The organism is Proteus sp. G2669 (assembly GCF_009915245.1).
Lineage (GTDB): Bacteria > Pseudomonadota > Gammaproteobacteria > Enterobacterales > Enterobacteriaceae > Proteus.
Window position 1 is genome coordinate 174,726 of record NZ_JAABLX010000026.1, and the last position, 26,523, is coordinate 201,248.

The 26,523-nt window shown below is 39.4% G+C and carries 24 protein-coding genes; 20 read left to right on the forward strand and 4 right to left on the reverse strand.

Annotation, left to right across the window (positions count from 1 at the left end; all coding sequences use genetic code 11):
- Window positions 1–5 precede the first annotated feature (5 nt).
- On the reverse strand, window positions 6–1,331 hold the full coding sequence (locus GWI68_RS08290) for an anaerobic C4-dicarboxylate transporter (RefSeq protein WP_072069058.1): 1,326 nt from the start codon (window positions 1,329–1,331) through the stop codon (window positions 6–8).
- Window positions 1,332–1,489: 158 nt separating this feature from the next.
- Window positions 1,490–2,914 (reverse strand): aspartate ammonia-lyase, encoded by a 1,425-nt coding sequence (gene aspA, locus GWI68_RS08295; RefSeq protein WP_109408344.1) that lies wholly within the window; start codon window positions 2,912–2,914, stop codon window positions 1,490–1,492.
- 374 nt (window positions 2,915–3,288) lie between these two features.
- On the opposite strand from aspA, the gene GWI68_RS08300 reads away from it, so the two are divergent.
- From GWI68_RS08300 to GWI68_RS08320, 5 genes are all read left to right on the forward strand, one after another.
- Window positions 3,289–3,795 (forward strand): FxsA family protein, encoded by a 507-nt coding sequence (locus tag GWI68_RS08300; RefSeq protein WP_109408343.1) that lies wholly within the window; start codon window positions 3,289–3,291, stop codon window positions 3,793–3,795.
- A 169-nt stretch (window positions 3,796–3,964) separates the two neighbouring features.
- Window positions 3,965–4,258, forward strand: a complete 294-nt coding sequence (locus tag GWI68_RS08305; RefSeq protein WP_036914050.1) for a co-chaperone GroES — start codon at window positions 3,965–3,967, stop codon at window positions 4,256–4,258.
- Window positions 4,259–4,310: 52 nt separating this feature from the next.
- Window positions 4,311–5,957, forward strand: a complete 1,647-nt coding sequence (gene groL / locus GWI68_RS08310; protein ID WP_166539976.1) for a chaperonin GroEL — start codon at window positions 4,311–4,313, stop codon at window positions 5,955–5,957.
- A gap of 188 nt (window positions 5,958–6,145) precedes the next feature.
- On the forward strand, window positions 6,146–7,777 hold the full coding sequence (locus GWI68_RS08315) for a Na+/H+ antiporter (RefSeq protein WP_109408341.1): 1,632 nt from the start codon (window positions 6,146–6,148) through the stop codon (window positions 7,775–7,777).
- 325 nt (window positions 7,778–8,102) lie between these two features.
- On the forward strand, window positions 8,103–8,447 hold the full coding sequence (locus tag GWI68_RS08320; RefSeq protein WP_166539977.1) for a DUF4156 domain-containing protein: 345 nt from the start codon (window positions 8,103–8,105) through the stop codon (window positions 8,445–8,447).
- Between the two features lie 104 nt (window positions 8,448–8,551).
- On the opposite strand, the gene GWI68_RS08325 is transcribed toward GWI68_RS08320, so the two are convergent.
- Together GWI68_RS08325 and epmB are read right to left on the reverse strand one after the other, a co-directional pair.
- Window positions 8,552–9,190 carry an NAD(P)H-binding protein gene (locus GWI68_RS08325; RefSeq protein ID WP_166539978.1) on the reverse strand — a complete coding sequence of 213 codons (639 nt, stop codon included), beginning with the start codon at window positions 9,188–9,190 and terminating at the stop codon, window positions 8,552–8,554.
- A gap of 223 nt (window positions 9,191–9,413) precedes the next feature.
- Entirely contained in the window at window positions 9,414–10,442 is a 1,029-nt protein-coding gene (gene epmB / locus GWI68_RS08330; protein WP_109408339.1) for an EF-P beta-lysylation protein EpmB, read from the reverse strand.
- Window positions 10,443–10,486: 44 nt separating this feature from the next.
- Between epmB and efp the strand changes: the two genes are divergently transcribed.
- The 15 genes from efp (at window position 10,487) to GWI68_RS08405 (ending at window position 26,295) form a co-directional block, all read left to right on the forward strand.
- Entirely contained in the window at window positions 10,487–11,053 is a 567-nt protein-coding gene (efp, locus tag GWI68_RS08335; protein WP_006536168.1) for an elongation factor P, read from the forward strand.
- Between the two features lie 733 nt (window positions 11,054–11,786).
- Complete coding sequence (locus tag GWI68_RS08340) at window positions 11,787–12,263, forward strand: RpiB/LacA/LacB family sugar-phosphate isomerase (protein ID WP_109408338.1); 477 nt, start codon at window positions 11,787–11,789, stop codon at window positions 12,261–12,263.
- Between the two features lie 159 nt (window positions 12,264–12,422).
- Window positions 12,423–13,319 carry a pirin family protein gene (locus GWI68_RS08345; protein ID WP_166539979.1) on the forward strand — a complete coding sequence of 299 codons (897 nt, stop codon included), beginning with the start codon at window positions 12,423–12,425 and terminating at the stop codon, window positions 13,317–13,319.
- 321 nt (window positions 13,320–13,640) lie between these two features.
- Window positions 13,641–14,261, forward strand: a complete 621-nt coding sequence (locus GWI68_RS08350; protein WP_072069038.1) for a 4Fe-4S dicluster domain-containing protein — start codon at window positions 13,641–13,643, stop codon at window positions 14,259–14,261.
- A gap of 1 nt (window position 14,262) precedes the next feature.
- Window positions 14,263–16,278, forward strand: coding sequence for a hydrogenase 4 subunit B (hyfB, locus tag GWI68_RS08355; protein WP_109408335.1), 2,016 nt, complete (start codon window positions 14,263–14,265; stop codon window positions 16,276–16,278).
- A 12-nt stretch (window positions 16,279–16,290) separates the two neighbouring features.
- A complete protein-coding gene (locus tag GWI68_RS08360; RefSeq protein WP_036934336.1) occupies window positions 16,291–17,241 on the forward strand; it encodes a respiratory chain complex I subunit 1 family protein in 951 nt (316 codons plus the stop codon).
- Between the two features lie 6 nt (window positions 17,242–17,247).
- The gene (locus GWI68_RS08365) at window positions 17,248–18,699 is read left to right on the forward strand and encodes a hydrogenase 4 subunit D (RefSeq protein ID WP_109408334.1); all 1,452 of its coding nucleotides are present in this window, start codon (window positions 17,248–17,250) and stop codon (window positions 18,697–18,699) included.
- Window positions 18,700–18,711: 12 nt separating this feature from the next.
- Window positions 18,712–19,362: a hydrogenase 4 membrane subunit gene (gene hyfE / locus GWI68_RS08370; protein WP_036934333.1), complete on the forward strand. Its 651-nt coding sequence runs from the start codon at window positions 18,712–18,714 to the stop codon at window positions 19,360–19,362.
- 4 nt (window positions 19,363–19,366) lie between these two features.
- Window positions 19,367–20,935 (forward strand): hydrogenase 4 subunit F, encoded by a 1,569-nt coding sequence (locus GWI68_RS08375; RefSeq protein WP_109408333.1) that lies wholly within the window; start codon window positions 19,367–19,369, stop codon window positions 20,933–20,935.
- A gap of 1 nt (window position 20,936) precedes the next feature.
- Entirely contained in the window at window positions 20,937–22,670 is a 1,734-nt protein-coding gene (locus GWI68_RS08380; RefSeq protein ID WP_166539981.1) for a hydrogenase large subunit, read from the forward strand.
- An 11-nt stretch (window positions 22,671–22,681) separates the two neighbouring features.
- Window positions 22,682–23,236, forward strand: coding sequence for a hydrogenase 4 subunit H (gene hyfH, locus GWI68_RS08385; RefSeq protein ID WP_036934329.1), 555 nt, complete (start codon window positions 22,682–22,684; stop codon window positions 23,234–23,236).
- Window positions 23,233–24,015: an NADH-quinone oxidoreductase subunit B family protein gene (locus GWI68_RS08390; RefSeq protein ID WP_109408331.1), complete on the forward strand. Its 783-nt coding sequence runs from the start codon at window positions 23,233–23,235 to the stop codon at window positions 24,013–24,015. Before hyfH ends, GWI68_RS08390 begins: the two co-directional genes overlap by 4 nt.
- Window positions 24,008–24,418, forward strand: a complete 411-nt coding sequence (locus GWI68_RS08395) for a formate hydrogenlyase maturation HycH family protein (protein ID WP_072069031.1) — start codon at window positions 24,008–24,010, stop codon at window positions 24,416–24,418. Before GWI68_RS08390 ends, GWI68_RS08395 begins: the two co-directional genes overlap by 8 nt.
- Window positions 24,415–24,915 carry a hydrogenase maturation peptidase HycI gene (gene hycI, locus GWI68_RS08400; RefSeq protein WP_166539982.1) on the forward strand — a complete coding sequence of 167 codons (501 nt, stop codon included), beginning with the start codon at window positions 24,415–24,417 and terminating at the stop codon, window positions 24,913–24,915. Before GWI68_RS08395 ends, hycI begins: the two co-directional genes overlap by 4 nt.
- Before the next feature lie 390 nt (window positions 24,916–25,305).
- A complete protein-coding gene (locus tag GWI68_RS08405) occupies window positions 25,306–26,295 on the forward strand; it encodes a glycosyltransferase (protein ID WP_166539983.1) in 990 nt (329 codons plus the stop codon).
- Window positions 26,296–26,523: the final 228 nt, after the last annotated feature.

Consider the following 26,523-nt stretch of genomic DNA (forward strand, 5'->3'; position numbering starts at 1 on the left):
TCAAACTACAGGATCATACCGCCGAAGAGGAAACCAAATCCGACAGCTAATACCACACCAATTGTACCAGGGATAAAGAATGGGTGGTTGAAGACTAATTTACCGATACGGGTTGTACCGGTGTCATCCATTTGAACTGCCGCAACCAGTGTTGGGTAAGTTGGCAGGATGAACAGACCAGAAACCGCAGAGAAAGATGCAATTGCAGTTAATGGAGATACACCTAGTGCTAAAGCCATTGGCATTAATGCTTTTGCTGTTGCTGCTTGTGAATATAACAGTGCAGAACAGAAGAAGAAGATAACGGCTAATAACCAAGGATGGCCAGTGATTAAATCACCCGCAGTCAGTTTGATCCAATCAATGTTACTTGAAACGAAAGTATCACCTAACCATGCAACACCCAGAATACAGATACATGCACTCATACCGGCTTTAAAAGTACTTGAGTTGAGGATGGTATCAGTTTTAACTTTACAGAAAACAGTGATAAGCGTTGCAACACTCAGCATGATGATAAGAATAGCGTTAGTGGTGTTCATTAACGGTTCTTTCACAATACCTAAGCTTGGGCTGTTGATGATTGCATAAGTAACAACACAGACAACACCCAGTAAGAACAGCATTACAGATGATTTAGCACCTGGTAATGTTTCTCTACGTTCTTGGCTACCACGTAACTCAACCAGACCTTGTTCTAAACGTTCACGATAGACAGCATCATCAGATAGTTTTGAGTTAAATACCCAAGACACGATGAATGACATCAGAATGATAGCAAGGAAAGTTGCTGGTAATAAGATAGACAGTAGAGTGATGTAACTTACTGTATTACCTTCACCGACCATTGCTGGGTTTTCCATGACTGATGCCATGTACACAACTGCAGCAGAGATAGGAGATGCAGTAATACCGATTTGAGCTGCAACAACACCTGTTGATAAAGGACGGCAAGGTTTGATGCCTTGTTCTTTTGCAACTTCTGCGATAACTGGCAGTGTTGCTAGAGAAATGTTCCCTGTACCTGCAAATAGAGTTAAGAAATAAGTCACAATTGGCGCAAGAATTGTGATGTATTTTGGATTACGTCTTAACAGTTTTTCAGTTTGGCCAACAAGGTAATCCAAACCACCAGCAACCTGCATCGCAGAGATTGCGGCAATAACAGCCATAATGATGGAGATAACATCAAAAGGGATTGAACCAGGTTTAACACCGATAGCAGCTAAAACTAAAACCCCTAAACCACCGGCAAACCCGATACCAATTCCCCCAAGTCTCGCACCGAGGAAAATGGCCAGCAGAACGATAATCAATTCTACGGCTAACATAGCGTTTACTCCTTGAGATAATTAAAAAAATGAGAAAGATAAGTTAAATTTTTGTTTTTACAATCAAGTAAAAAGGCACGCCTCTTAAAGAGTCCGTGCCTTGTATTTTTAAGAGCTCATTCTTATGTTTAACAGTGTCATGTTATAAAACACAATTATTAATCATCGAAGCGTTTTGCTTTGTAAGCCGGGTTTTTTAAGTTCTCGATAGAGAAGATATCATCCAGTTGTTCTTCGGTTAATAAACCGCGTTCTAGAACAACTTCTCGTACACTCTTACCAGTTTCTGCACAAATCTTACCAACGATGTCGCCGTTATGGTGACCAATGAATGGGTTCAGATAAGTAACGATACCGATTGAGCTAAATACGAAGTGTTCACAGACGTCTTTATTCGCAGTGATACCATCAACACATTTTTCTACTAAGTTACGGCAAGCGTTGCTTAACAGAGAGATTGATTCGAACATTGCTTGACCGATTGCAGGTTCCATTACGTTTAATTGTAATTGACCTGCTTCAGCAGCCATTGTTACACAAGTGTCATTACCGATAACTTTAAAGCAAGCTTGGTTAACAACTTCTGGAATAACTGGGTTTACTTTAGCTGGCATGATTGAAGAACCTGCTTGTAGTTCTGGAAGATTGATTTCTTTCAGACCTGCACGAGGACCAGAGGACAGTAAACGTAAGTCATTACAGATTTTAGACATTTTCACAGCTAAGCGTTTTAATGCGCCGTGAACCATTACATAAGCACCACAGTCAGAAGTTGCTTCAATTAAGTCTTCTGCTGGAACACAAGCTAAACCAGTTACTTCTGCCAGTTTTTCAACAGACAGTTTTTGGTAACCTGGTGCTGTGTTCAGACCAGTACCGATAGCTGTTGCACCTAAGTTCATTTCTAACAGTAACTCAGCAGTGCGTTTCAGGTTTTTGATTTCTTCTTTCATCAGTACAGAGAAAGCGTGGAATTCTTGACCTAAAGTCATTGGTACAGCATCTTGTAATTGAGTACGACCCATTTTCAGGATGTCTTTAAACTCAACTGCTTTTCTATCAAAACCTGCTTTCAGCAGTTCGATAGATTCAGTTAATTTGATAACAGAGTTATAAACCGCTACACGGAAACCACAAGGATAAGCGTCGTTTGTTGATTGGCTCTTATTGACGTGGTCATTCGGGTTCAGGTATTGGTATTCACCTTTTTGGTGGCCCATTAATTCCAGACCGATGTTTGCGATAACTTCATTGGTATTCATATTTAATGAAGTACCCGCACCGCCTTGGAATACATCAACTGGGAATTGATCCATGTGTTTACCTGTTTCTAATACTACGTCACAGGCTTTGATAATCGTATCAGCGATTTCACGAGGAATAGTGTGAAGTTCTTTGTTTGCTAATGCTGCGGCTTTTTTCACCATTACCATACCGCGGATGAATTCTGGAACATCATTGATGGTACGATCACTGATGTAGAAGTTTTCAATTGCACGTAAAGTGTGGACGCCATAGTAAGCATCAGCAGGAACTTCTCTTTTACCTAACAGGTCTTCTTCGATACGAGTTTTATTTGACATGAGAACCTTCTTATTAAAATTTTAACTGTCTAGTTATGCGCTTGTTAATAAAATATATCGTTAACGGTTAATAATGTAATATAACTTACCGTTTTGCTTGGTACTGACACGATCATATTCGGGTTGTGAACAAATACCTTTAAGCTGGATCACTTTATACGTAAATAACGTCTAAATATTTTCTTTTTGTGATCTATCTCATGGATTTTACAGTTCTACTTCTCTTTTTAACGCCCCTTGAAAAGGAGTGTTAGGCTCCCCATTATTATGTAGATAAACTAAGAAAAAGCGAGTTCGTAAACCATCACCTTAGATGTAGTTCACACTCCTTTCTATTAATAATATGAATCTTTTTTTATAAAAAGGAGAACCAAGTGCGTTGGCTCCCATTAATTGTTATTTGTCTTCTTATCTATGTAGAAGCTGTTATTTTCGTCAATGTAGCATCTTCGATTGGCGTACTTACAACACTATTCCTTGTGGTGCTGACTTCTTGTGTTGGTGTCTCATTGGTAAAAAATCAGGGCGTAAAAAATATTGCTTCAATGCAGCAAAAACTTGCCGTGGGTGAAGTGCCTGCTGCTGAAATGGTGAAAAGCGTTTCGTTAATACTGGCGGGTATTTTATTGCTGATCCCCGGCTTCTTTACGGACTTCTTAGGTTTGCTGTTATTACTGCCACCGTTACAAGCACTGTTAGTGACAAAATTAATTTCTCGTATTCGTGTTTATTCAGGTAGTAACGGACAAAGTGGATTTTCTTCTAGTCAAAATGGCACCACTTTTGAAGGTGAGTATCAGCGCAAAGAAGATTCACCAAGTAACCAACTGAATAATAAGGGTGAAGATCAGGATAACGACCATTTTTCTGATAAAAAATAATTAGCCCAAAGCATAATCGACTAAAAAGGGGAAAATTTGAAAAAAAAACACACTTCTCCCCTTGAAGTTTTACCGGATGCCCCCACCTGTATCGTCATGGTACTGGTTCATCTTAGGCACTGGTATCAACCTTAATCCTGATATGGACTTTTTTATAGGAGCACTATTAATGAAGATTCGTCCATTACATGACCGTGTTATTGTTAAACGTAAAGAAGTCGAAGCTAAATCAGCAGGCGGTATCGTCCTTACTGGCACAGCGGCGGGTAAATCTACTCGTGGCGAAATCTTAGCCGTAGGTCAAGGCCGTATTATGGAAAACGGCGACGTTAAACCACTGGATGTTAAAGTTGGCGATATCGTAATTTTTAACGACGGTTATGGCGTTAAAACAGAAAAAATTGATAACGAAGACGTGCTTATCATGTCTGAAAGCGACATTTTAGCAATTGTAGAAGAATAATTTTTCTCTTTTAAGATCTTCTTAAACTGAACGAATTCAAAGGAAATATACGATGGCAGCTAAAGACGTCAAATTCGGTGTAGATGCTCGTAATAAAATGTTACGTGGTGTTAATGTTCTTGCAGATGCAGTTAAAGTAACTTTAGGCCCTAAAGGTCGTAACGTTGTTTTAGATAAATCTTTCGGCTCACCTGTTATTACTAAAGATGGTGTATCTGTCGCACGTGAAATTGAACTTGAAGATAAATTCGAGAACATGGGTGCGCAGATGGTGAAAGAAGTTGCTTCTAAAGCCAATGATGCGGCTGGTGACGGTACTACAACTGCAACAGTATTAGCACAATCAATTATTGCCGAAGGTTTAAAAGCCGTTGCCGCTGGCATGAACCCAATGGATCTGAAACGTGGTATCGATAAAGCAGTTATTGCTGCTGTCGAAGAACTGAAAAAACTGTCTGTTCCATGTTCAGATACTAAAGCGATTGCTCAAGTTGGTACAATTTCTGCTAACGCTGATGAAACCGTCGGTACTCTGATCGCGCAAGCGATGGATAAAGTAGGTAAAGAAGGTGTTATCACTGTTGAAGAAGGTACTGGCTTAGAAGATGAGCTAGATGTTGTTGAAGGTATGCAGTTTGACCGCGGTTATCTGTCTCCTTACTTCATCAACAAACATGAAACAGGTACAGCAGAATTAGAAAACCCATTCATTCTGTTAGTTGACAAAAAAGTGTCTAACATCCGTGAATTACTGCCTGTTTTAGAAGGTGTTGCTAAAGCTAACAAACCTCTGCTTATCATTGCAGAAGATGTTGAAGGCGAAGCACTGGCAACCTTAGTTGTAAACAACATGCGTGGTATCGTTAAAGTTGCTGCGGTTAAAGCACCTGGTTTTGGTGATCGCCGTAAAGCAATGTTACAAGATATCGCAACGTTAACTAACGGTGCTGTCATTTCTGAAGAAATCGGCATGGAGTTAGAAAAAGCAACCTTAGAAGACTTAGGTCAAGCAAAACGTGTTGTTATCAACAAAGACACTACCACAATCATTGATGGTTTAGGTGACCAAGACGCAATCAGCGGTCGTGTAGCTCAAATCCGTCAACAAATCGAAGATGCAACTTCAGATTATGACCGTGAAAAATTACAAGAACGCGTTGCTAAATTAGCTGGCGGTGTTGCAGTAATTAAAGTCGGTGCAGCAACTGAAGTTGAAATGAAAGAAAAACGCGCTCGTGTTGACGATGCTCTGCATGCAACTCGTGCAGCTGTTGAAGAAGGCGTTGTTGCTGGTGGTGGTACTGCACTGGTTCGTGTTGCTAACGCTCTGCGTGAGATGATTGGTGATAACGAAGAACAAACCGTGGGTATCCGTGTTGCATTACGTGCAATGGAATCTCCAATGCGTCAAATCGTTGCTAACGCAGGTGAAGAACCATCTGTTATTGTAAACAACGTGAAAGCGGGTGAAGGTAACTACGGTTATAACGCTGCAACTGATGCTTACGGCGATATGATTGATATGGGTATCTTAGATCCAACTAAAGTTACTCGTTCTGCACTGCAATTTGCTGCATCTATCGCAGGTCTGATGATCACAACAGAAGCGATGATCACTGATTCACCTAAAGATGACAAAATGGATTTAGGTGGCGCTGGTGGTATGGGCGGCATGGGTGGAATGGGCGGCATGATGTAATTCATCAGCTAACTGTTTTACACGAAAAACCCGAGCTTAGGCTCGGGTTTTTTTATGCTGTTTTATTTCAGAATTATCAGATAATTTGTTTTTTATATAATTAGAAACAACTTATTTCTTTACAACGAGACAACAGATCGTTTTTACTGCATCGCTTAAAAATAATTAAATAAATTGGGGTATCCACCATGTCTGTCGTCGCGATTGTACTTATTTTTCTTTTTGCTGTGATTGTGAGTGTGTTTATCTCACGATTATTGTCAGAAAAAATTCCTCTGCCATTGATCCAAATAGCTGTAGGGGCTTGTTTGTCGATTTTTGGTTTTGAGGTGGCTTTTGATCCACATCTTTTTTTGTTCCTCTTTATTCCACCGCTTCTATTTTTAGATGGGTGGCGTATCCCTAAAGAGGCACTATTTCAAGAAATTAAACCTATTATGTCATTGGCGATCGGTTTAGTGGTTGTCACCGTAATTGGCATGGGCTTTTTTATTCACTGGCTTATTCCTTCTATTTCGCTTGCGATTGCATTTGCTTTAGCAGCAATTTTGTCTCCAACCGATCCTGTTTCAGTATCTGCAATGACTGTAAATTCGCCACTTCCTTCTCGTATGACGCATATTTTAGAAGGGGAATCGTTACTTAATGACGCAACAGGTTTAGTTTGTTTTAGCTTTGCGGTTGCGGCTGCATTAACGGGATCTTTTTCTATTGCTTCAGCAACAGGACAATTTTTAGTTGTGGCTTTAGGTGGGGCGGCAATTGGTTTAATTGTGGCAGGTATTATAGGGCGGTTTAATCAGTTTTTGGTGAGACGCACTGGTGAAGATCCTGCAATCCAAATTTTGATTAGTTTATTAATGCCATTTTTTGCCTATTTATTGGCAGAGCATTTCCATGTATCGGGGATCTTAGCTGCAGTGGTTGCAGGTATTGCAATGCACTATGAAAAAATTGTTGGCCGTATGCAAGCGGCCACACGTATGCAAAGTAAAGCGGTTTGGGATACGGTTCAAGTTGCACTTAACGGCATGATCTTTATTTTATTAGGTGAACAACTTCCGGCAATGTGGAAAATTTTACCTGAAGTGACGCAATCCGCTGGGGCTACTAACCCTTGGGCTGTTTTAGGTTACATTATCGTGATCACTGTAGGACTTGCTGTACTGCGTTTTACATGGGTTTGGGTATCAATGTCACTTACCGTTTTTCGTTCACCTAATAAACGTTTATCTCGTCATGATCTGCGTTTAATGGCGATTATGGCAACTGCTGGTGTGAGAGGTGCAATTACATTAGCTGGTATTTTAACACTTCCTTTATTAATGACTGACGGCTCGCCATTCCCAACGCGTGATCTCGCTATCTTTATTGCTATGGGAGTTATTCTTTGCTCATTATTAATCGCAACAATCGCATTGCCGATTTTAACTAAAGGGCTCTCAGAAGACTTACCATATGAGGATGATGAAATTCGTACACGTTTAGCCTTAAATGAAGCAGCAATTGCACATATCAATGAATTAATGAATCAACCTTGCGAAGACTTAGATGAAATGTCGCTACGCATAGAAGCAGGCTCTCATTTATTAGAGATCTACAGTCGCCGCCTTGATAGTGAAGATAGTGTGCAAGAAGGTGCGCTTGATCTTAAGCGCTTGTTTAGTATGGAGCGAAAATTATCTCGTAGTGCATTAAAGGTTGAACGTGATGCATTGCAACAACTGCGTAAATCTCGTCATATTAGTGAACATATTTATCATCGTTTACGTCATGAATTAGATTTAAAAGAAGAAGCGCTGAATCATCATTTGAGTTAATTTAGGCCAATATTATCGTCAGATGATGATTGATTGTCTGACGATTTTTAAAAAATGAACAAATAGTGTGTTCATTCTCGCACTGTGTAGGCTGAAAATAGGACAGATCATTTTAAAAGCATAAAAGCGGTGTAGAATAGGGGCATTGTTGCTTTGTCTATCTCAAAGCCGAATTTATACGTTAAAATAAGTTTAAAGCGAAAATAATATCTTAAGGCTATTGGCTAATGTGAGATAGTAATAATGATTTATTTTTGCGCATAAGAGGGATGACAAGGTATATTGTTGTCTTGACTAAACGGACACTCAAATAAATGAGGGGATCATGCGAATTAAATTGTTATTGGGAGCTGCTGCAGCGTTGTTATTAGCAGGCTGTTCTGCAACAAACACATTAAGCACTGCTGGCTCACAGGTACAAATCACTGATACGCAACCAGGCAGTGAATGCCAATTATTAGGAACAGTGACAGGTGTTCAAAATAACTGGTTATCAGGTTCCCGTACTGAAAGCCAATCACTGCGAGGTGCTGCTAACGACTTACGTAATAAAGCAGCCTCAATGGGTGGTAACGTTATTTTTAACGTTGGTACTGGCGCAGGTAGCTTTGTTGATAGCTTTGCACCATTAGATAGCAAAATGAGTGGGCAAGTTTATAAGTGTCAGTAATTGAATACGTGGTTACTTTTTAAGTACCAAGACCTGACCTCAATACTTTTTTCTTTGGGGTCAGGTTTGTTTTTTTATTATTAAGGGCAAATTCTATTGAGTATTTAGATCTGCTTAATAGCCTCTTTTATCTCGATATCACCATCTAATATTGGAATACATTTTTTAAAGGTATTCTTCTTATCTAAAATTTCAGCAAGCGTTAACGCTACATTATCAATAGATATTTCGCCATCAGCGGGTATTTCTTCTTTTTTTGTGCAGATCTTATGTGTTCCTGAGTGTTCAGTTAAATAACCAGCTTGAATTATTGTGTAATCGAGGTTGGTCTGATTGATCAGATAAAGATCTGCAAAATATTTAGCAGTAAAATAATCAACTAATGTGGTCCATTTATCAGGTAATAAAGAATTTACTGCACTAAGCATGATATATCTTTTTATACCTTTCTCCATGGCAATTTGCATGGTTTTTACAGCACCATGTAGATCAACCTGTAATAGATCTTCCCCTCTAGAGCCTGTTGTAAAATAGATGGCATCTAAATGTTCAGGGAATTTATGAGAAATGGAAGACAAAGGTTTTGTGATATCTAGTTCAATTTCACGATAATGTGAATCTTTGATTTTAGATGAGTGTGAGATTTTTCTGGTAGTTCCGATGACATGGTGCCCATTAGCTAATAGTGTTCCAACTAATTTATGCCCAACTCGCCCTTTTGCACCGATTACCATTATGTTCATATTGTCTCCTCAATACTATTTAAGTGTTCACTGATTTAAAAGACAAAAAAGCACCCAAGAAGGTGCTTTTTCATAATGAAAGAAAGTGAACATAACTTAATTAGATAAATGATTTTTATGAAAATCACCACCAAACCTATCTTTATAGTGTAGTCACTTTTGTGTGATTATGTTGGGTTAATTATATAATCTAAACGTAAATAGTATCGGTTAGCATCAGGGATCACTCTTGACGTAACCCTAAATCAAGTAACGTCTTACTTGGTTCACCACCAATTTCACGCGTGAGTTTAGGCACCATATAACCTGATACTAAGCTCATAAGCCCTTTCATAATTTCTCTAGCTTCACTGTCTGGCACCATAAAGTGAGCCGCACCTTGTACTTTATCTAGAACATGCAAGTAATAAGGCATAACACCTGCATCAAATAAGGCACGACTTAAATCGGCAAGGACTTCAGCACTGTCGTTAACCCCACGCAATAACACACCTTGATTTAATAAAGTGACATTGGCCTTTTTTAGCTTTAAACAGGCTTCTCTCAATGCGTCATCAATTTCATTAGCGTGATTGGTATGCAGTACCATAATATTTTGCAAACGTGATTGTTGTAAGCGCTGACATAGTGCATCAGTGACGCGAGCAGGAATAACCACAGGTAAGCGAGAGTGGATACGTAAACGTTTAAGATGGGGGATCGCTTCTAGTTGTGTTATTAACCAATCAAGCTCATCATCTTTCGCCATAAGAGGATCGCCCCCAGAGAAGATGATTTCATCGAGTTTTGGGTTATTTTTGATATACTCTATTGCCTTTTGCCAATTAGCCTTGTTTCCTTTGTTGTCTTCATAGGGAAAATGACGACGAAAACAGTAGCGACAATTGACAGCGCAACCACCTTTGACCAGAAGCAATGCACGATTCTGATATTTATGTAATAAACCTGGCACCGCATTTTGTTGCTCATCTAACGGATCCGTAGAAAATCCCGGTGTTATGGTAAATTCAGCATTTGCAGTTAATACTTGTAAAAGTAATGGATCGTTAGGATCGCCTTTTTTCATGCGTGCAACGAATTCACGGGGAACCCGTAGCGGAAAAAGCCGTCGCGCCTGAGCCCCTTTTTGGAGATCAGCGTGATGTTCCAATGCTAAAAGTTGGAGTAATTCAACAGGATCACTGATTGCCTGCGCGAGTTGTGTTAACCAGACTTCTCTGGTGGGGTGATTATGAGTTACAATGTGTGCCATTTTTTGGCTATGCCATTTTAAATTAAAAAAGTTAGAGGATATTCATGGCTTCTTATAATACCAACGATTTTCGTTCAGGTCTTAAAATCATGTTAGATGGCGAGCCAGCCGTCATTACTGAATGTGAATTTGTTAAACCTGGTAAAGGTCAGGCATTTGCTCGTGTACGTCTGCGTAAACTGATCTCTAACAAATTACTGGAAAAAACATTTAAATCTACTGATTCAGCAGAAGGTGCTGATGTCATGGATATCAACTTAACTTACCTGTACAACGACGGTGAGTTCTGGCATTTCATGAACAATGAAACTTTCGAACAATTAGCTGCAGACGAAAAAGCTGTTGGTGATAATGCTAAATGGTTGATCGACCAAGCTGAGTGTATCGTAACACTGTGGGATAATCGTCCTATTGCTGTTATTCCACCAAACTTTGTTGAATTAGAAATCGTTGATACTGATCCAGGTCTGAAAGGTGACACCGCAGGTACAGGTGGTAAACCAGCAACATTAAGCACTGGCGCTGTTGTTAAGGTTCCACTGTTTGTACAAATTGGTGAAGTTATCAAAGTTGATACTCGTTCAGGCGAATACGTATCACGTGTAAAATAATCGCGTAGATTATTTTACTGAGTACAACGTTAAGTACAATAATTAATTACCGCAGATAATGTTAACTATCTGCGGTATTTTTTTGTTTTAATTTATAATAATTGAATAAACTATACTATTTTCTTTCTAAAAAATTGATTAATTTGTATTACTGCATTATTTAATTTTTTATGTTATTATTTTGTTCCTAATTTATTTATCCCTTCATTATATTTTAAATGCCAAAAATGAATGCTCTATTCAATATTGGAATTGGTAAAAAATAACCATTTTCTTAGAATGAATGTGTAGGTTGTTTTGGTAAAGATAATCCACAGCAATATTTATTTTAAGTTTTTTGACTTTCCTTTAAGAGATATTGAAGAGTATAGATAAAAACATTAATCCTGTAATATTATTGATCTTTATTTTATATTTTAGTTGTACTAGGGAAACCCTTTCAATATAGACATTTACTTTGATATATCTCTTTTATTTTTTTATCAATTCAATTTATGACATAAAAGATTTAACTTATTTTATAGGTTAAATACTTTTTTTATGGAATGAATTTCCATTTCTTTATTTCTTCTTATTTTTTGTAAATCCCCCATACTTAAACACAAGTAATAGAATTTTAATCTATACTTTATGTAGGTTAAATATAAATAATAGTCTTTAAATTTATTTTAAATTTGAATATTATCAATTAGTTATATTTACCAGTAGTGCTTGAGTTATTTTAGGAGGCTATATGGAAAATAGAACGATTATTATGGGCGCTGACCCTTCAGGATTTGAACTTAAAAATACGATTAAAACGTATTTGTTAGAAAAAAATTACACAATAAAAGATCTCACAGAATCAGGCCCTATTGGCTATTGTGATGTAGGTGATAAAGTAGGCTCAATTATTTCTGAACATCCTGAATATATTGGCTTTGTTTTCTGTGGTACAGGAATGGGGGTGAGCATTAGTGCGAATAAACATAAAAATGTTTATTGTGGTGTATGTGAAAGTATCACGACAGCCCGTTTTTGTAAGATCATTAATAACTGTAATATGATGGCAATGGGTGGCTTATTAATAACACCGTTTAAAGCTAAAATGATGGTTGATGCTTATTTGTCAGCGACCTTTACAGAAGGTTTTTCTGAAGCAACACCAGAAGATTTGCAATCTGGCTTAAATTCAATGAGACAAATAGAAAAGAAAATTTATAAAATTTAAGTCATTATTATTATTCACTTTTATAAGCCTGAATTATCAGGCTTATTTTTTGCTTAAGTGATATATTTTGCTTATTAAATAGATAAAGATCTAGTATCTATACTAGATAATAAATAAAGCATTTTTATGGCTTAACAATAAATTAAAAGTAGGTGAACAATGGAACATCAACACTCTGATGCAGTAAATGCCCCATTACGTATTACCTCTAAAACCCGTGATGTTGGAGGGATTGAAACTTATCGTGCTTTACCTGATAAAAAACAACGATTAGTTGGGCCTTGGTGTTTTCTCGACCATTTAGGCCCCACTGTTTTTAATGACACTGTCGATAAATTAGCTATTTCTCCACATCCCCATATTGGCTTGCAAACTTTTACTTGGATGTTAGAAGGGGAAATTTTGCATCGCGATAGCCTCGGCTTTCAGCAAGTTATTCGACCTCAACAAGTGAATTTAATGACAGCAGGTCACGGTATTAGCCATTCAGAAGATAGTCACGGTGATAAAAAAGAAGTTCATCTGGCACAATTATGGATAGTGCTACCAAAAGATAAAAGAAATATGCCACCGCGCTTTGATCACTATCCTGATCTCCCTAAATGGCAAGCCGATGGCGCTGATTTCACGTTACTAATCGGTGATTATCAAAACTACAATTCCCCCGTATTATGTTTATTACCCATGGTTGGCATAGATATTATGGCAAAACATGCTACTCGGATTCCTTTATCATTAAATCCTAAATATGAATATGGGCTTTTTGTCTTAACTGGAGAAATGACAATAGAAGGGGAAACCTTTGCTGCGAATGAACTTGCTTATATTGGAATACAAAACACTGAATCACTAACGATTGAACTAAGTGATAATGCTCAAATTCTTTTCTTAGGTGGCGAACCTTTAAATGAAAAAATTTTGATGTGGTGGAATTTTATTGGTCGTAGCAAAGAAGAAATTCAACAAGCAATCACCGATTGGAATGCAGGCAGTGAGCGTTTTGGTAAAGTGGTTAATGATGAAAGAACACCACTGGTATCGCCTTTAATGCCTTAATCTTATGTTATAAAAGAAAATATTAATATTACGTATTTGAACTTAGCTGAGTTATCTAAAGATAATTCAGCTATTTTTTTCTTTGTGCTCTGCCATTTTTGATACCTCATCATAGTGATGACAAAATTGTTGTTTAGGACTCACCACTTACTGTCAACGTCATAATTGTCGACACGTCATTTTTTGTTTCCTTTCTGTTTTTTAATTTATTGATTTTAAATGAAAATAAAATAAGTCATCTCTTGGCACGAAATATGCTTCATCTAAAGAAAAATTGACGACAGTAATGCTGTTAAACGTTTTTCTCGGAGGATGTGGCGAATGAATCGCTTTGTAATTGCAGAGCCACAACGATGCATAGGGTGTAATACCTGTATGGCAGCTTGTTCGGAAGTTCACCAAGCTGTGGGATTACAGGCGCATCCGCGTCTTACAGTGGTAAAAGTGGAGGATCAGACAGCCCCGATGCTTTGTCGGCACTGTGAGGATGCTCCTTGTGCTCGCGTGTGTCCAGTCAATGCCATTACTCATGAAGATAATATGATCTTTCTTAATGAGAGCCTGTGTATTGGCTGTAAGTTATGTGGTCTGGTTTGTCCCTTTGGGGCAATTACACCATCAGGTAGCAAACCCGTTAACTTACCAGCTGTCTTTGAACATTTTGTTCCAGAAGAGATGTTGGCCGATGTGCCAGCAAGTCTTCCAACAACCAACCCATTTCTTGCGTGGAATGTGGGTATTCGTGCAATTGCAGTGAAATGCGATTTGTGTGCTTTCTCTGATGAAGGCCCTGCTTGTGTCAAGGTGTGTCCGACAGATGCATTGCATTTAGTTGAAGAAGACAAACTTGAAGAGCAGATGAAAACGCGTCGCTTAGATTCTGTGATGGAACCTATTACGAGTCTTGACGATTTATCTACTTTGACACAGGAGCGGAAGTAATATGGAACCTCTTCAGTTACTGCTGTGGTCAGTCATCCTGTATGTTGTTGGTGGCGTTATTGCACTGTTTTTAAAGAGACAGGAAGGGTTGGCAATCCTTATTTCAGGGATCAGCGCAATCATCGGCGGTGTATTAGGTGTTTTAAGTGCATTACCGGTTATTTTTGGTGGTGAAATCGCCACATTTACCGCGGCAGGCCCATTTGAATTTGCTGCCTTCGTGGTACGCATGGATATGTTAGGCGCCTTTATGGTGTTCGTCATTTCATTATTGGTCAGTGTGTGCGCGCTTTATTCTCTTGCTTATGTGCAAGAATATAAAGGACGTGGCGCTTGGAGCATGGGATTCTTTATGAATCTGTTTATTGCTTCTATGGTTGGCTTAGTAGTGATGGATAATGCGTTCTACTTTATTATCCTATTCGAAATGATGTCACTAGCTTCTTGGTTCTTAGTTATTGCTGATCAAGATGACGAATCTATTCACGCAGGTTTACTTTATTTCTTTATCGCTCACGCAGGCTCCGTGTTAATCATGATTGCCTTCTTCTTGATGTGGCGTGAAAGTGGTAGCCTTGATTTTGATTCATTCCGTCAACTCTCTCTTTCTCCTGCAATGGCCTCTGTGGTGTTCTTACTGGGTTTCTTTGGTTTTGGTGCCAAAGCCGGTATGTTGCCATTACACAGTTGGTTACCAAAAGCCCACCCCGCAGCACCTTCACACGCATCGGCATTAATGTCAGGTGTCATGGTTAAAATTGGTATCTTTGGGATAATCAAAGTCGGTATCGATTTATTAGGTGCCACAGAAATGTGGTGGGGCATTGTTGTTCTTGGGTTTGGTGCTGTTTCTTCTGTATTAGGTGTTATGTACGCCTTAGCAGAGCATGACTTAAAACGCTTACTCGCATGGCACACCGTTGAAAATATCGGCATCATTTTAATGGGTGTGGGTGTTGGCATGGTAGGAATGGCAACCGATCATCCTGTTATAGCAGCACTTGGCCTATTAGGCGCTTTATATCACTTATTAAACCATGCGGTGTTCAAAGGATTATTATTCCTTGGTGCCGGTGCCATTATTAACCAAATTCACACTCGTGATATGGATAAAATGGGGGGCTTAGCAAAACTAATGCCTTATACCGCAACCGCCTTCCTAATTGGTTGTATGGCGATTTCAGCGTTACCACCATTAAATGGTTTTGTGAGTGAATGGTATACCTATCAATCCCTTTTCTCGATGAGTTACGAAGGTAACTTTGTAATGCGCTTAAGTGGTCCAATTGCCATTATTATGTTGGCAATTACAGGGGCATTAGCGGCCATGTGTTTCGTTAAAGTCTATGGTGTTAGCTTCTGTGGTGGCCCGCGTAGCGAGCAAGCAACAAAAGCGAAAGAAGTGCCTTTACCAATGACGATTGCAATGGGTTTATTAGCACTATTCTGTGTTGTATTAGGTGTTGGGGCTGCTTTTGTTGCGCCAATTATTGCAAACATTGCAATGTCACTTAGCGAAACCAGTGCATTAACCGTGACTCAAGGCACAATGCTTGTTCCTGATACCGCATCACAAGCAATGTTCTCTCCAGCATTAACATTTGTTTTATTAATTGCCTTACCGCTTATCCCATTCCTGATTTATCTCGGCCTAAAGGGCAATCAACCTGCGTTTCGTCGTAAAGGTAACCCTTGGGCGTGTGGTTATGTATGGGAAAAAGACATGGCAGTATCAGCAGGTGGCTTTACTCAAGCATTACGTAGCATGTTTGCACCGCTTTATCGTATGCGTAAACAACTTGATCCATCTCCATTGCTGTCTCGTGGTTTTAATAAAACACAGCTCGGTGCTGAAAAGGTCGAACCATTCTGGGATGAACGCATTATTTATCCTCTGGTTCGTGGTATCCAACGCTTTGCAAAACGTATCCAATGCCTACAAGGCGGGGATTTCAGACTCTATTGTCTCTACGTTGTCGCAGCGCTGGTCATCTTGCTTTTAGTCATCGCAGCGTAAGGAGAGGGACTTATGACTTTCCAAGAAGCACCTACGTTAATGATGGGAATATTCGCATTAATTCAAGCACTCTTTTTGCTGGCGATAACCCCATTATGTACAGGTATTTCGCGCACAATTCGTGCCAAGATGCATTCGCGTCGAGGCCCCGGAATTTTGCAAGATTATCGAGATATCTTTAAGTTATTTAAACGCCAATCAGTAGCGCCCGAGCAATCTGGTGTGATCTTCCAAGTGATGCCGTATGTGTTACTCGGAAGTATGTTAGTGGTTGCTATGGCACTGCCCGTCTTTACTGCAACGTCACTGTTTGCGGGTGCGGCTGATCTTATCGCACTGATTTATTTGTTTGCACTTTATCGTTTCTTCTTCTCTTTATCTGGTCTGGATTCAGGAAGCCCATTTGCGGGTATTGGTGCTAGTCGTGAATTAACATTGGGTGTGTTAGTTGAGCCAATTTTAGTGTTATCGCTGATTGTGGTGGCTTTAATTGTAGGTTCAACCAACGTTGGCACCATCAGTGCAACACTGGCTCAAGGTTGGGTATCACCCACAGCCACACTGTTAGCCTTATTAGCTTGTGCTTTTGCGGCATTTATCGAAATGGGCAAAATGCCATTTGACGTTGCTGAAGCTGAACAGGAGTTACAAGAAGGACCATTAACTGAGTATTCAGGCTCTGGTTTTGCCATGGTGAAACTAGGTCTTGGCTTAAAACAAGTCGTGGTGGCTGAACTGTTCTTAGCCATATTTATTCCTTTCGGTAAAGCAACAGAATTCACCTTTATTGCACTGATCATAGCGTTAGTTTTAATGGCAGTGAAATTGTTAGTGGTGTTTGTATTAGCGTCATTGGTTGAAAACAGTTTAGCGCGTGGTCGCTTCCTGCTGACTCACCATGTGACATGGTTAGGATTCGGTGTTGCGGCACTGGCTCTTGTTTTCTATTTAACCGGTCTATAAGGAGCGATGATTACAATGGAAAATATAGCTCTTGCGACCTTACTCATCCCATTTGCGGGGGCGTTGATTACGTCCTTAATGCCAAATCGGATGGCGAAGTGGTTATGTACACTGTTCGCTTTATTAGCCACATTAGGAACGGTTGTTTTAGGTTGGCAGTTCCTCGCTGAAGGTAAAGTCGATACCACAATTACGCTAGTACAATATGGTGATGTCGCGCTCTTTGGTTTTACCATTGACCGTGTCAGTACTTTGATTGCTTTCGCTGTTGTGTTCTTAGGATTGTTAGTGAGTTTTTACTCTACTGGCTATCTGACTAACGGCAACCGTGAGCATCCACATGATGGTACTCGTCGCTATTATGCCTTCTTGCTGATTTTTATTGGAGCAATGGCTGGTTTAGTCCTTTCATCGACTATTTTGGGGCAACTCCTATTTTTTGAAATCACAGGGGGATGTTCTTGGGGATTAATCGGTTACTACCAATCTGAAAAATCACTCCGTTCAGCAATGAAAGCGTTGTTGATCACTCACGTTGCTTCAATCGGTCTTTATCTCGCAGCAGCAACTTTATTTGTGAGTACGGGTACATTTGAATTAACCGCCATTGCCACCTTAGATGAACCAACCAAACTGATTGTGTTTGGCGGTATCCTCTTTGCTGCTTGGGGTAAATCAGCTCAACTACCACTACAAGCTTGGTTACCTGATGCGATGGAAGCACCAACTCCTGTGAGTGCTTACTTACACGCAGCATCAATGGTGAAAGTCGGTGTTTATATCTTTGCTCGTGCGATTATGTCAGCTGATGGAGATGTCCCTCATCTTATTGGGTGGGTGGGTATTACTATGGCGGTTATCACGTTGATTTATGGCTTTATGATGTATCTGCCACAAAAAGATATGAAACGCCTGTTAGCATGGTCAACCATTACTCAGCTCTCTTATATCTTCCTCGCATTATCTATCTCTATCTTTGGACCGCGCGAAGCGTTTGAAGGCGGTATCGCTTATATCTTTAACCATGCCTTTGCTAAAAGTTTGTTCTTCTTAGTTGCTGGTGCATTGAGCTATAGCTGCGGTACTCGTATGTTGCCTCGCTTAAAAGGGTTAATTAATAAATATCCATTATTGGGTGTGGGGTTCTGTGTCGCCGCATTGGCAATTGCAGGTGTTCCACCACTTAATGGCTTCTTTAGTAAATTCCCAATTTTTGCTGCAGGTTTTGAACTGTCGAGTATTTTCTGGGTGATGACACCAATTATGGTGCTAGTGCTGATTGAGTCTGTGGCTAGCTTCACTTGGTTTATCTACTGGTTTGGTCGTGTTGTACCGGGCAAGCCAAGTAAAGAAGTTGAGGAAGGACAACCCGTTCCTATGGCGATGCAAATTGTCATTGGAATACTGATTATTATGTCCTTTGCATCCAGTGTTATCGCAGTCACTTGGCTAGGATAAGGGAGATAAATCATGACTGGAGCACTTATCGTAAACAATTTGGCGGGGTTAATGATGATAACTTCGCTATTGGTAATTGGCGCGAAAAAGCCGATTGCTTCTTGTTGGTTCTATGCATTGCAATCTTTCGTCTTGGTGATGATTTTTGTCACCTTGGCTAATACGTTAGATGCACACCAACTGACACTTTGGGCGATTACCGCCTTCTTTACTAAAGTTCTGCTTGTTCCACTTATTTTAGGATTTGCATTCCGTAAGTTATCAGATCCTAGTGCGAATATCAGTGTTATTAGCCCCGCACTATTGATGTTGCTGGCGGCTGTTATCGTCATTTTAAGCTGGTTTGTGGTTGAACCAATTCAAATACCAATGGTTGTTGATTTGAAACCTGCACTCGCAGTTTCTTTGGGGCACTTTATGTTGGGGCTACTTTGTATTGTGACTCAACGTAATATCCTAAAACAAGCTTTTGGTTACTGCTTAATGGAAAACGGCTCTCACTTAACACTGGCATTATTAGCTTGGAGAGCACCAGAACTGGTCGAAATCGGTATCGCCACTGACGCCATCTTTGCTGTGATTGTGATGGCAGTGTTGGCTCGTAAGATTTACCGCACGCTCAACACACTGAACGTGGATCAACTGACCGCGCTGAAGGGGTGAGGAGATGAACCAAACAACCATGTTAACAATTTTAATGTTTGCGCCGTTGGTATTTTCAATATTGGCGTTTCTGAGTCCGTTATTAAAAGCGGGTGCTCGTCCTATTGTGACAGGCATTCATGCAATTGGTATCACCGTCTTGTTAGTCGCCGCATTAGGAACTGTGGCAGATGTCATGTCTCATGGCGAAATATTGGCGGCGGCTAATTGGGTTCACGTTGATAGCTTAGGCGCATTATTCCTAGCAATCTTAGGCATTATTGGCTTTTTAACGGGGCTTTATTCTATTGGCTATATGAGCCACGAAGTGGATGAGGGTGAAATCTCAGTACGTACTTTGTGTAATTACTATGGCTTCTTCCACCTGTTTTTATTCACCATGTTATTAGCGATCACCAGTAATAACCTGATCTTAATGTGGGCAGCCATTGAAGCAACAACCCTAAGCTCTGCATTCTTAGTGGGAATTTATGGTCAACGTTCTTCTTTGGAAGCAGCGTGGAAGTACATCATCATCTGTAGTGTCGGTGTCGCGTTTGGTCTTTTTGGTACTATTTTGGTTTATGCCAATGCTGCAAGCTTTATGCCTGATCCAGATCAGGCCATTTTCTGGACTGAAGTGTTGAAATATACAGACCAGTTAGACCCAACTCTGATGCATTTAGCTTTTGTCTTTATTTTAATCGGTTTTGGTACCAAAACGGGGTTATTCCCAATGCATGCTTGGTTACCAGATGCGCACAGTGAAGCACCAAGCCCAGTCAGTGCTTTGTTATCGGCAGTGTTACTGAACTGTGCTCTATTAATCATTATTCGTTACTACATCATTATCGATGCTGCTATTGGCACTGAGTTCACACGTAACTTACTGTTAATCTTTGGTTTCCTCTCTGTTGCTATCGCGGCTTTCTTTATTCTTATTCAGCGCGATATGAAACGTCTTTTAGCGTATTCCAGTGTGGAAAACATGGGATTAATTGCCGTCGCGTTAGGAATTGGCGGACCAATCGGTATTTTGGCGGCTTTATTCCACACCTTAAACCATAGTTTAGCGAAAGCACTGTTGTTCTGTGGCTCTGGTAACGTGCTATTGAAATACGGTACACGTGATTTAAATGTCGTAAAAGGCATGTTTAAAGTGATGCCATTAAGTGCGGCTCTTTTTGCTGGTGGTGCGTTAGCGTTAGGAGGTATGCCTCCTTTCAACGTCTTTATCAGTGAATTTATGATTGTTGTGGCAGGTTTAGCTTCTCAGCACATAGGTTTAACTATTCTACTATTATTGTTATTAACCATAGTATTAGGTGGATTAGTTCGTATGGTGGCGAAAACTGTCTTTGGTCCAAAACCTGATGTTGTTGCTAAAGGTGAACTGGGGATCTTAACCACATTACCAATGGTCATTTTGATTGCCCTTATGTTGTTAATGGGAACTCACATTCCTAAGCCTGTCAGCGAGCTGTTAGAAAATGCCGCTAATATCGTGATGAATATTGATAAAAATGAATCACCAAATTATGCATGGCCAACAACTTTAATCAGCAATCAATCCACATCAGTTCAGGAGATGTAACGTGAGCTACCAAAATTATGTCAGTAGAAAAGAGGGAAAAGAACTAGGTGGAGATTATGTTGCCAAAGTTCGTGAAAAATTCCCATCAGCTGTTCTTGATGAAGAGCGACAAACCGCTGATCAATTGACGATAACAGTAAAAACAGAATCACTCCCTGAAGTGGTGGAATACTTGTATTACGGCTTAGGCGGTTGGTTGCCGGTTTTATTTGGTAATGACGAACGTAGTTTAAACGGGGATTATGCCGTGTACTACGCATTATCAATGGAAGAGGGTGAAAAATGTTGGGTTGTAGTTAAAGCCCATGTTAGTCCAATTACGCTAGAATTTCCGTCTGTAACCCCGCGAGTGCCAGCTGCTGTCTGGGGTGAACGTGAAATCCGTGATATGTATGGCCTTATTCCCGTTGGTTTACCTGATGAGCGTCGTTTAGTGCTTCCAGATGACTGGCCTGAAGAGATGTATCCATTGCGTAAAGATGCGATGGATTATCGTCAACGTCCGGCTCCAACGACAGAAGTTGAGACTTACCCTTTTGTGAATGAAGGTAAGCAAGATGCGCGTGTTGTACCAATCGGCCCTATGCACATTACTTCAGATGAGCCTGGACATTTCCGTTTATTTGTAGACGGTGAAAATATTGTCGATGCAGATTACCGCATGTTCTATGTTCACCGTGGTATGGAAAAGCTGGCTGAAACCCGAATGGGTTATAACGAAGTGACATTTTTATCAGATCGCGTGTGTGGTATCTGTGGTTTCACTCACAGTGTGGCCTATGTGACTTCTGTTGAAAATGCATTAGGTATTGAAGTGCCTCGTCGTGCGCATACCATTCGTTCAATCTTATTAGAAGTTGAACGCCTTCATAGCCATTTATTAAATATTGGTTTAGCGAGTCACTTTACAGGTTTTGATACTGGCTTTATGCAATTTTTCCGCATTCGTGAAAAATCAATGCAGATTGCAGAAATGCTCACCGGCGCACGTAAAACGTATGGCTTAAACTTAATTGGTGGTATTCGTCGCGATATCTTAAAAGATCAGCGCCTTAAAACTATTCAACTAGTTAGAGAAATGCGTCGTGAAGTCACTGAATTGGTAGATATACTTCTATCAACCCCTAATATGGAACAGCGTACTGTCGGCGTAGGTATTTTAGATAAGAAAGTGGCTCGTGATTTTAGCCCTGTAGGCCCTATGATCAGAGCGAGTGGCTTTAAACGTGATGTGCGTTTTGACCATCCATTTGCCGATTATGGCAATCTCCCTCTCACTCTTTTTAGTTATGAAGGTGGCGATGTATTCTCTCGTGTGATGGTGCGTATTAAAGAAGTATTGGATTCAATGGCAATGATTGAATATGCCTTAGATAACCTGCCAGAAGGGCCTTTATTAACGGAAGGCTTTACTTATCAACCTTATAAATTTGCACTGGGCTTTACAGAAGCACCACGCGGTGAAGATGTTCACTGGAGTATGTTGGGTGATAACCAAAAACTCTTCCGCTGGCGTTGTCGTGCAGCGACTTATGCTAACTGGCCTGTATTACGTTATATGTTGCAAGGAAATACCGTATCCGATGCGCCATTGATTATCGGTAGCCTTGACCCTTGCTATTCCTGTACTGACAGGGTAACGCTCGTCGATGTGAAAAAACGTAAATCTAAAACAGTTTCTTATAAAGAAATTGAACGTTATAGCATCGAACGTAAAAATTCGCCGCTCAAGTGAGGGAATGAACGATGTTAAAATTGTTTAAAACCATAATCAAAACAGGCGAAGCAACAACAAAATATCCATTTAAACCACTGGATTTACCGGATGGTTTTAGAGGAAAGCCTGAATATGATCCACAGCAGTGTATTGTTTGTGGTGCTTGTACTGCGGCTTGCCCTGCCAATGCATTAACGATGGAAACCAATTTAGAAACAGGTGAGCGTCACTGGCAACTGTTTATTGGTCGTTGTATTTACTGTGGTCGCTGTGAAGAGGTTTGCCCAACAAGAGCGATTGTTTTATCGGATATGTTTGAAACGGCAGTAACGAAAAAATCAGACCTTTATATTAAAGGAACATTTAAGTTATTGAATTGCCGTGAGTGTCATCAGCCATTTACCCCTAAAAAATCTGTTGAATATGCGATGGCATTATTAGTGCAATCGGGTTGGGATGAAAATACCGTGGAAGCAATGCGGCCACAATTTGAAACCTGCCCTGAATGTAAGCGTAAACATAACTTATTATCTGATGGCCGTGAAAATATTAGTATGGGCGAGATCGGGAGTACAATAAAATGAGTCTACCAGAAATTCCCATTAATCATCATGTTAGCCAACCTATCACTCTTGATGAACAGGTACAAAAGCTAAAGCAAACATTGTTGAAAGATATTCAGCGTTCAGCTTATGTTTATCGTGTTGACTGTGGTGGTTGTAATGGTTGTGAGATTGAAATTTTCTCCGCAATTACACCGGTTTTTGATGCTGAACGTTTTGGTATCAAAGTGGTAGCCTCACCTCGTCACGCTGATATTTTATTATTCACTGGCGCAGTAACGCGTCAGATGCGTGTTCCTGCATTACGTGCTTATGAATCAGCGCCGGATCCAAAAATTTGTATCTCTTATGGTGCTTGTGGCTGTGGTGGCGGTATTTTCCACGATCTATATTGCGTATGGGGTGGTAGCGAATCTATCGTGCCTATTGATGTATGGATCCCAGGTTGTCCTCCGACGCCAGCAGCAACTATTTATGGTTTTGCTGTTGCTTTAGGTTTGCTCGATCAAAAATTAAAAGGCGAATCACACATAGAAGTTGAGAATGAAAAAGCCTCACTTATTTTGCCTTCTATTCCTCTTGATGCTCGGGTAATGATTGAGCGTGAAGCGCGTCGTCTTGCAGGTTATTACCAAGGAAGACAAATCAGTGATCATTTCTTGACGTTACTTGAAGGTGCCACAATTCAAGAAGTGAGTGGCCGTGTTGATGAATGGTTACGACAAGCTAACGATCCTCGTTTATCAGAGATTGTGAAACGCTTGGTTTACTCTTTAAGTCAAGGAGGCATATATGCCTGATGACGCTAAAGTCTACTTTTGGTCATTAAGACAAAAGTTTGTAGATAGTGATGATGATATTCCTGAACAAGCACAACAGGTGATGTATTACTCGCTCGCAATTGGCCACCATGTGGGAATGATTGACTGTTTAAAAACAGAGTTAGTCTGCCCTTTAGAAAAATATAAAGAGTGGATCGATTTATTACCTGAAGGTGAAGCGAAGCGCAAAATGCACGGATTACTGACATTTGGTGAAATCAATATTAACTCTGAGCATACTCACTTATTAGCGTTAGCATTTGATCCTATCACAAAAAGTGACGATCCTATTTTTAGTGAGTGGAGTCAAACGCTGATTAAATTACTAGGTGAGATCCACGCAGAACCTGCGATTTATTTGATAGTGAAGAGAAAACCATGAGTGAAGCAATGACAGCACCTAAAGTGGTATTAACGGTTGGCAACAGCATGATGGGCGATGATGGTGCAGGCCCTCTGCTTGCTGAATTAATGGAAGCAAACCCAATTGATGGATGGATTGTTATCAATGGGGGAAGTGCACCTGAGAATGTTTCTTACCAAGTAAGAGCGCTACAACCGCAATGTGTTGTCATTGTTGATGCTGCTGACATTGGTTTAAACCCAGGTGAGATTAGGGTGATAGATCCTGATTATATAGCGGAAATGTTTATTATGAGCACCCATAATATGCCACTGAATTTTCTTATTGATCAATTAAAAGATGATATTCCTGATATCACTTTTCTAGGGATCCAACCTGATTTAGTCGGTTTTTACTACCCAATGACTGAAGCAGTAAAAAATGCCGTTGATGAGGTTTATCAAGGTATCAAGTCTTGGCGAGTTGATTACTTTCCAGAGCTTGAAGTTTGTGATGAAGAAGATATCGAAGAATAAAAATAGAACAAGTATCCAAAGATTATAGATAAAAACTAAAACATCCGCTTTGCGGATGTTTTTCATTAATGACACTTATATTACTCATTAATAAATAGCATAACGACTGATAACATGTTTTTTTTGTATAAACCTTAATTTTTCCTTTAGTAATTTCTTTTAAAAAACAATCCTGCTTAACCTTTTCTTCATCGGATATTTCAAAAGTTAACTATACTAATTCTTTATTAATAATGATTTTTACTTCGAATTAGCAGAAAAGTAACTTTTTCACTTAAGCATAACAAGAGAATAGCAAGAATAGCTCCATATTCAGCTAGGTACCTCTGCTATCCTTAAGCAGTATTTTCAGAGCAAAAGTTACCTATTACAAAGAATGAAAGGTTGATTATGTCTTCTTTTGTACCTCAATTAAGTATTGTGGTTGCCGTTTATAATGGTGAAAAATTTTTATCGCAATTTTTTAATTATTTACAAGCGCAAAAACTACAGAATTGGGAGCTTATTCTTGTTGATGATGGTTCTAAAGATAATTCCTTAAAATTACTTTATGAATGGAAAGATAAATTCCCTGATGTCACTATTTTAACCCAAGAAAACCAAGGCGTTTCTGTTGCTCGTAATACTGGTTTTCATGTTGCCCGTGGAAAATACGTTGCTTTCCCGGATATTGACGATGTTATTGATGCCAGAATGTATCCTCGGTTACTTGAAATCGCCCTTGCAGATGATTTAGATATTGCGACTTGCAATGGTAATTATGTTTATGCCGATGGACGCCCTTCACGTCCTATCTTTCCATCTAACCGATTACATTCAACGGATGTTTTAACAGGGCCACGGTGGTTAGAAATAGCATTAAACTCTAAAAAATTCTTACATGTAACTTGGTTAAATATTTATCGACGTGAGTTTTTACTTGCTCATGGTTATTATTTTGAGCCAGGCTTACATCATCAAGATATTCCATGGACAACGGAGGTATTATTAACTGCCGAACGTGTTAAATATATTGATGAGCGTTATTACGACTATCTTATTCACTCTGAATCAGTTTCTCATGCAACGCCTAATGATACTATTCATGTTCGAACTATTCATAATTACATGAAAATATTAGAGATGCTTGATGCTATTAATCAAAAGCATAAGGATGTCGCTAAAAATATTAATGCATGTTATTGGCAAATCGCAAAAGAAGGTTTGGGAATTATTCACTCAATCGGTTCTATTCAATCTATTGAGGTTAAAAAACAAATAGTTAAAGAGTTTTTTGATAGAGGAATTTGGACACTTATCTGGCAGAATGCGAAAGATTTCAGATTACGTTGGCGTTTAGGTAGGCGTTATTTTAAATTAAAGAAAATATTAAACTCATAATCATAAAAAGGCACAATAATGTGCCTTTTTATTTTTAATGCATATTAAATAAAATGAAATAATTTAATTTCGTTAAAAAGTCACTTTATTTAGTTTTACGCTCACTGATAAATTCAATGATAAATATATAACTTATTTATTATAAAAATACTGTGCACTTGCTAGAAGTTTGCCATAATGAGTAATGCTGCTTAATAAAAGTTTATGTAAAATCAATAAACTGTCGAA